Consider the following 7,545-nt stretch of genomic DNA (forward strand, 5'->3'; position numbering starts at 1 on the left):
TATTCGAACCTGGCTTCTTCCGGCTAATCAGCTTCTGAAACTCTTTCAACCTTTTGTTTCTGTAGCGCTGTAACGAGCGAAGTTCTCTTCCTGTTACAATGAGGTGAATTTTTCCGTTACTTAAAACGGCCGCATGGATGAGCCCTAAATCGCAGCCGGCTTCCTTTTTACCTTGGACCTGCTTTTGTTTTGGTACTTCTACTGCTATATGCATCCAGTATTGATTTTTGTGCCAAACGATTTCGGCACTTTTTATCGTATGGAAATCAATGTGCTTTGGTTGAGGGATCACTAAGGGGGATTGTTGTTTTCCATTGCTAAACCTGAGCTTTTTACCAGTTAATTTAATCGCTGCTTTTTTATATTTGACGGAAAAGAATTTTTTGTATTTCCAAGGATAACGCCACTGCTTCTCACCTTTTGACCGTAACTCCCTTGTTCTTTTGCATGTTTCTTCATGTAACTCGATGATCGATTGAATCGTTTGCGAGTGTAATTTATGAGTGGTGGCATTGTACCATTGCTTTTTTTCAGATGCACTTGTCCAAACCTTATATGCATCATATAGCCACCAGTGGAGATCTAAGCAGTCATTCCACAGATTTGCTGCTTCCATACGTAGAGTATCGACTAATCTTCTCTCCTCCCCAGTTAAACGGAGCGGAAATTTCTGTATGACAATATCTCCTTTCAATTCTTTTTTCTTCTGTTCTTTCATGTTCTTTTTATGGGGCTCCATTTCTTATTTCACCTTCTCACGGAACATTTGTTCTATACATTTATAATACTACTATGGAATAGTAATTGAAAGTAAAAAGAAAAAAATATGGCTTATATCCCCATTTCTGAAGAAAGGGGTTTTACGCCACTATTTCATAATTTCGTCTATAAGTACTTCTTTGTCTTCTGTATCTAATACTTCCAAAGTCATTTCTTCCACGTCCATCCCTCCTTCATAAACAATAGACGATGTACTCTTAGATAAAGTTTTTAAAAACAGTTTTTTTCGTAAAGGAACAACGACAGGCCGTTCTCATTTAACTCGCACTACTTTCCGTATTTTATCAGGAAAAATATGTTAATATTATTCTACTAAGCATTATCAATTCTTTAATCTGAGCTGGCTATTTTTTAGGAGGAGATATATATGAAAAAAACGATGATTAGTGTGCTATCTATCCTTGTTTTAAGTTTTTTACTTTGTAATGTCAATGCTGAGGCAAAAACACGAACAGGCGGGACGAGGGGGACGAGTCCTAGCTATACCAAACCGTCTACGACGGCTCCGAAGAATTCGCCGTCAAAACCGAGCTCAAGCAGTACAACGAACACAACGACAAAACCGACATCTTATTCTTCACTTACGACAAAATATCCAAAATCTACACGTTATTTTTCTGGCGATGTGTTATCAAAAACGCTTGTTTTTGGGACGATTTTATTAATGTTAAACGATGCAAACGATGTTGAACCTACATATGCGGATGAAGAAGGGAACGTTTATACGCTTGCTGATTTAGAAGGAATGGATGTACAAATACCAGAAGATGAACCAGTAGAAGAAGATTTATATTCTGAAACGGTTAGTTTTGATGAAAATGAATCGGAAACGGTAGTGCCTGAAGAAATAGAAACAGCATCTTCTTATGAAAATTTTGAAAACGAAACATACTCCGAAGAAGAAAATCACTCATTTAATTGGCTCTGGCTTATCCTCCCTGTAACTGTCGTAGTGATTGGACTATCTTTTTTACGGAGAACTAAAAGATCATAAGGGGAATGAAGATGAATATTTATGTGTTGCACGCAAGTATGAATGGAACAACCGAAATATATTTGGACGTAGGATGAAAGGTGATTTTATTTGAAAAAAGTCTACATCAATATAGGCTTTTTTTCATACTATATTTTTGGGGTGAAAAAATGCCAAGAGTAAATTACCGAAGTTCAGACGTTGACTTAATGGCAAGGATGATGAGAGCAGAAGCTGAAGGTGAAGGACAACAGGGAATGTTATATGTTGGAAATGTAATTGTGAATCGTCTTGTAGCAAATTGTTTAGACTTTAAAGATATAAGATTAATTCGCCAAGTTATTTTTCAAGTACAAGGAGGAAATTATTCCTTTGAAGCTGTTCAAAAAGGGAATGTATTTTATCAAAGATCAAGAACTTCTGAAAGAAGATTAGCAAAACAGAATTTGGATTATTGGAGAGACCACCCAGCGAAATTTGCTCTTTGGTATTTTAATCCACATGCTCCATGCCCGCCAACATGGTACGGTCAACCTAAATCTGGTCAATTTAAAGAACATTGTTTTTATGAACCAAAACCTGGAACATGTGATAGTGTTTATAGTGGTTAAGCTTACTCTTTGAGTAAGCTTTTCACCTTTTCAGCACAATATCCGTTTTCGGTTGTTAAATAGGACAAGGATATTGTCCATCAGTCCAACTGGAATTTTTAAGAGTAACTTTTTTATATTCATTTAGAGTAAATGTAGTAATATAGGTTTTATATGATTTTGAGTAAAGAAGGAGAATAAATTGACGGTAGAGAACAATAAGTACCAGGATCAATCATTGTTTAGTATCACATGGCCTCTTTTTATCGAAATATCGCTTCATATGAGTATGGGAATTGTTGCTACATTAATTTTAAGCGGATATTCAGACAACGCTGTTGCAGGAGTTGGAGTAGCCAATCAGATTCTTAATATTTTTATTTTAGTATTTAACATCACAGCCATCGGAGCGACTATCCTTATCGGTCAAAATTTAGGAGCCAACCGATTGGACCGGGCACGACGCCTTGCAAGATCTTCCTTTGGTGTGAATTTTTGGTTTGGAGTTGTGATGACCATCATTGTGGTTGCTTTTGGCGGTTTGTTTTTAAAATTTTACGGACTTAGCGGTGAAGTTTACGATTTTGCTTACACCTTCCTTACCATCATAGGTCTATCTCTTTTCCTTGAAGCCATCTCTTTAGCTTTAAGTGCTGTTTTGCGCAGCTACGGACATACAAAAGAAACCATGGTTGTTACGGTCATCATGAATGTGATTAGTATGATCGGTTCCTTTATTGCCATTAAAGGATGGTTCGGCCTTCCTGTAACAGGTGTTGCTGGGGTGGCCTATTCCATGTTTGTTGCCCGGATTTTTATTATTGTAGCACTGTTTTACTTTGTTTATAAACAACTAGCTTTAAAGTTTCATATAAAAGATATTTTTAAAATTAATAAAACCGATGTAAAGGAGCTTCTGTCCATCGGGATTCCATCTGCTGGAGAAAACCTTTCCTATCAATTTTCACAAGTGGTGATTACTAGCTTTGTCGCACTTACCGGGGATGCAGCATTAGCCGCACGGGTGTATATTTTGAATATATCGATGATTTGCTTCCTGTTTACAGTCGCAATTGCCCAAGGGACACAACTTTTGATTGCCCGCTATATTGGAGCTAAGCAATACGACAGAGCCCTGAAGAGGGGTCTTAAGACATTAAAAATTGCAGTCATTGTTTCAGCTGCAGTTTCTCTTGCTGTTGCTTTCATTGGTAAGCCCATCTTAACTATATTTACAACCGATACTAACATTATTGCTATAGCTCTTCCAGTATTGTGGGCGATTGTATTTATTGAACCTGGCCGTGCCATGAATATCGTTCTTATGGGTTCTTTAAAATCAGTAGGTGATGTACGGTTCCCAGTTGTCATCGGTGTGATCTGCATGTGGGGCATTGCCGTAGTATTTAGTTACTTTTTCGGAATTACACTTGGTTTAGGGCTACTAGGAATTTGGCTGGCCCAAGGAATCGATGAATGTATCCGAGGATTTTTCGCCTTGAACCGGTGGGTCTCCAAACCTTGGTTAAAGAAAAAAATTGCCGACCAGAAAGTATCGCCAAGCGTGTCTTAGATTACAAGGTTACTTCGCTAACCATGCTGCCAAAATGGCGGCTTTTTTTATACGAATGGGACAGGTTAGTCGGGTAATCATCATCATTTCTTTATATAAATTCTTCTCAATGATATTCGGCTTGCATCAAGGGAAGTGATACTTTTGAAAAACACACCATATCTTAATTAATATCAAAAGGTTTCTTGAAAAGGAGTAATACACATGCTGCGGATTAAATTTATGATTAAACAATTCCTAAATGAGCCCATCCTGGCGATATAATAGCGAAGATTCTATTCGACTCATCCTTACCATTCCCTCTAGTTACAAGTGGATGGTATATTTTCAATCGAATTGGATGGTTAACAATTGACCCAGGTGAGATATTATTATATAAACTAATAACAAATTAAAGCTTTAACGGAGATGATGGAAAATGACCTGGGCTGTAATTTCGATAATTCTTTTAAGTATTGTAAAAATATTAATGACTTGTCTTCCAACTGGTCCTGTGGAATGGCTTATTAGGAAATTTGAAATTCATTCAAAACTTAGTGAACCGAATGTATCCGTAACAATTGACGGAAAACTCTTAGAAGGTAAAGACAAAATTCAAGTTATTCATTCCTTTAACGAAGCAACATTTTTAAAGCAGCATTATATATTTCCAGGGACCGAGGAATTATACTTGCATCCAGAGAACAGTGAGACTCCATTAGTCATTGATACAAAAAGAGGCAAAAAAGATGTTAGGTTATTTGTTTTTAGCTACAACGATCGCATTGATGTAGTCAAACAGTACAAGAAGAAAGTAGTTGCGTATAGTCTCCTTTCAGATCATCTCCAAAAAAGTTCTTTGGCCGTACAGGGGATTTAGTTTAATAGATCAGAAGAAAGTCGGTTTCAACTATTTCTGAAAAGTTGTACTTAATCTATCGGAGTGCGATTGTTGACTAGAAAACACCTATACCTATCCTCAGCTTTTCTAAAAATTGAATAATAATTTTACTCTGATATGAAAATGAACACGGGAGCCTTATGCCTGTGTTCATTTTTGTTTCTTCCGTATGTCATCAAGGTGAAGACCCTCTTTTCTCTAACTCTCCTTCACAATTTAAAATTTAGAATAATAAAAAGAACCCTGATGAGCGTTATCAGGGTCTCTTGAAAAGTATTTAATCAAACGTTTGGTTAGTTTCTCAGCCCATGTATACCAAGGGTTGTCCGATTTAATTAAACGTTTAGTTAGTTTTTTCTCCACTCTTTTTATGATCATGCCAAGCTTTGACTTACAATCTTATAATTCTCTTAAAAACTATCGAGTGAATCTATTCACTAGCAACCTTGGATTCTACATCCAAAGGTCTAACTAAAGACCAGCTCTTTTTCGCTTAGACCAAGCGTCTTTGCTGTTGATGTATGAATTTCGTGCAGAAGCTCGGGGTTTTCCATTAGTGACATGCCAAAAGAAGGAATCATTTCTTTGATTTTCGGTTCCCACATATTCATATGTTGCGGGAAGCATTTTTTGATTACTTCAAGCATAACGTGCACGGCAGTAGAAGCACCCGGTGAAGCGCCTAGTAATGCTGCGATCGAGCCATCAGCAGCAGTAATCACTTCCGTACCAAATTGAAGCGTTCCTTTGCCGCCAGCTTCAGTATCCTTGATCACTTGCACACGTTGGCCCGCTACTACTAAATCCCAATCCTCGCTTTTGGCGTTCGGGATAAACTCACGTAACTCTTCCATGCGCTGTTCTTTCGATAACATTACTTGCTGAATCAAGTATTTTGTCAATGACATCTCTTTTACGCCTGCCGCCAACATAGTTAAGATATTATCTGGATTTACAGAAGTTACCAAATCAAACATTGAACCAGTTTTTAAGAACTTGGGTGAAAAGCCTGCAAATGGTCCAAATAGCAACGATTTTTTATTATCGATAAATCTTGTGTCAAGATGCGGAACAGACATTGGCGGAGCACCAACCTTAGCCTTGCCGTATATTTTTGCATGATTCTGCTCTACAACATTCGGATTGTTGCACACCATAAATATTCCGCTTACCGGGAATCCTCCAATATGTTTTCCTTCAGGAATACCGGATTTTTGCAGTAAATGCAGACTTCCTCCCCCGCCTCCAATAAAGACGAATTTTGCCGTATGGCGTTCGACTGTACCGCTTTCAAGATTCTGCACTTTCAATTCCCACAAGCCGTCGCTCGTACGTTTAATATTATTAACACTATGTTTGTAGTTTATATTGACATTTTTACTCTCTAAGTGATCAAACAACATCCGTGTTAAGGCACCAAAGTTGACATCCGTTCCAGCGTCCATTTTAGTTGCCGCTATCGGTTCATTCACTTTACGGCCTTCCATGATAAGCGGAATCCAATCCGTCAGTTTATCATGGTCATCCGAAAATTCCATCCCTTGGAATAGGGGATTGTTTGACATAGCTTCAAAACGTTTCTTTAAAAACGCAACATTTTGTTCCCCTTGAACTAAACTCATATGAGGCAGTTGTCTGATAAAATCCTGTGGATTTTGCATCAGCTTGCTGTTTACAAGATAAGACCAAAACTGCATGGAAACCTGAAACTGTTCATTAATTTTTATTGCTTTACTAATATCTAAAGATCCATCCGGATTTTCGACTGTGTAGTTAAGTTCACATAGTGCCGCATGCCCCGTTCCCGCATTATTCCACTCGTTAGAGCTTTCCTCTCCTGCGTTTCCGAGCTTCTCAAACACAGTAATTTCCCATTCCGGTACTAATTCTTTTAAGAGTGTCCCTAAAGTCGCACTCATGATTCCGGCGCCAATTAAAATGACGTCTGTTTTAGTTTCTATGTTGTTCATTTTCATCAACCTTTTCCCCTAAAATTTGGCTAGACGTCACACTAACCTAAGCGCGACCTAGTCACACACCTTTTCTATCTTAATTATACCTATTTATAGTATAAAAATGTTGTTTATAGATTTATACACTTATATTATATGATAATTTCAAATTATTTTAAAGCAGGTAAAAAGTGAGAATCCTTTTATAAACAAAATAGACCAAAGTTGCAATGGTATACTCTTTGTATTAGTTATTAAATTTTTCCAGTAGCTGGATTGGGTGAAAGATGTTCGATTTCCTTTTTATATCCAAAGTAACTAGTATTCTCTTAAATAGTTCTAATAGGGGGGAGGGAATCGTAGAATTGAGGAAAAAGACTAGGGAGGGGCTTTGTTGGAAGTCCTAGTTCACAAGAAACCGAATAGGTCCTTTACACGTCTGTTGAATTTAGTTCCTCACCCCATATATTCCAAATTAATTCGTACACTTCAAAAATTAGCTTATCCAGGTCTCTTTCGACTCTTTCATTTGCCAATTACCATCTTTGTAGTGGACAGTACCTTCTACACCAATTGCACCTAATCCTGACCTATATTTAGAACCTTCAAAGAAAACATTGTTATTTAGTTTAAAATCCATTTTCTCTAATCTAAGGAGTACACCATCCAAAGACATTTTATCTGGATTGTAGTAACCTTTTTCTTTTAGTTCATCAAAGGTGGCATCCATTACATCCACTTTATATTTATCTTTGAAAAAGTTCATGAGTATCCCCCTAGCTGAAGCTAGGGGTTTC

The 7,545-nt window shown here is 37.3% G+C and carries 7 protein-coding genes; 4 read left to right on the top strand and 3 right to left on the bottom strand.

Annotated features, from left to right (window positions below):
* Window positions 1-739 (bottom strand): transposase (locus COE25_RS29970; protein ID WP_142354541.1); only part of this gene is annotated, 739 nt, incomplete at its 3' end.
* 408 nt (window positions 740-1,147) lie between these two features.
* On the opposite strand from COE25_RS29970, the gene COE25_RS29975 reads away from it, so the two are divergent.
* The 4 genes from COE25_RS29975 (at window position 1,148) to COE25_RS29990 (ending at window position 4,775) form a co-directional block, all read left to right on the top strand.
* On the top strand, window positions 1,148-1,774 hold the full coding sequence (locus COE25_RS29975; RefSeq protein ID WP_098935233.1) for a hypothetical protein: 627 nt from the start codon (window positions 1,148-1,150) through the stop codon (window positions 1,772-1,774).
* A 149-nt stretch (window positions 1,775-1,923) separates the two neighbouring features.
* Entirely contained in the window at window positions 1,924-2,364 is a 441-nt protein-coding gene (locus tag COE25_RS29980) for a cell wall hydrolase (protein ID WP_088085474.1), read from the top strand.
* 181 nt (window positions 2,365-2,545) lie between these two features.
* The gene (locus tag COE25_RS29985; RefSeq protein ID WP_098935234.1) at window positions 2,546-3,916 is read left to right on the top strand and encodes an MATE family efflux transporter; all 1,371 of its coding nucleotides are present in this window, start codon (window positions 2,546-2,548) and stop codon (window positions 3,914-3,916) included.
* A gap of 418 nt (window positions 3,917-4,334) precedes the next feature.
* The gene (locus tag COE25_RS29990; protein ID WP_088085472.1) at window positions 4,335-4,775 is read left to right on the top strand and encodes a YfmQ family protein; all 441 of its coding nucleotides are present in this window, start codon (window positions 4,335-4,337) and stop codon (window positions 4,773-4,775) included.
* Window positions 4,776-5,263: 488 nt separating this feature from the next.
* Here COE25_RS29990 and COE25_RS29995 read toward each other — a convergent pair whose 3' ends face one another.
* Both COE25_RS29995 and COE25_RS30000 read right to left on the bottom strand, forming a co-directional pair.
* On the bottom strand, window positions 5,264-6,766 hold the full coding sequence (locus tag COE25_RS29995; protein WP_098935235.1) for a malate:quinone oxidoreductase: 1,503 nt from the start codon (window positions 6,764-6,766) through the stop codon (window positions 5,264-5,266).
* Between the two features lie 478 nt (window positions 6,767-7,244).
* Complete coding sequence (locus COE25_RS30000) at window positions 7,245-7,514, bottom strand: hypothetical protein (RefSeq protein WP_257209025.1); 270 nt, start codon at window positions 7,512-7,514, stop codon at window positions 7,245-7,247.
* Window positions 7,515-7,545: the final 31 nt, after the last annotated feature.

The sequence above is a fragment of the Bacillus sp. AFS031507 genome (genome assembly GCF_002584635.1).
Classification (GTDB): Bacteria; Bacillota; Bacilli; order Bacillales; family Cytobacillaceae; genus Neobacillus.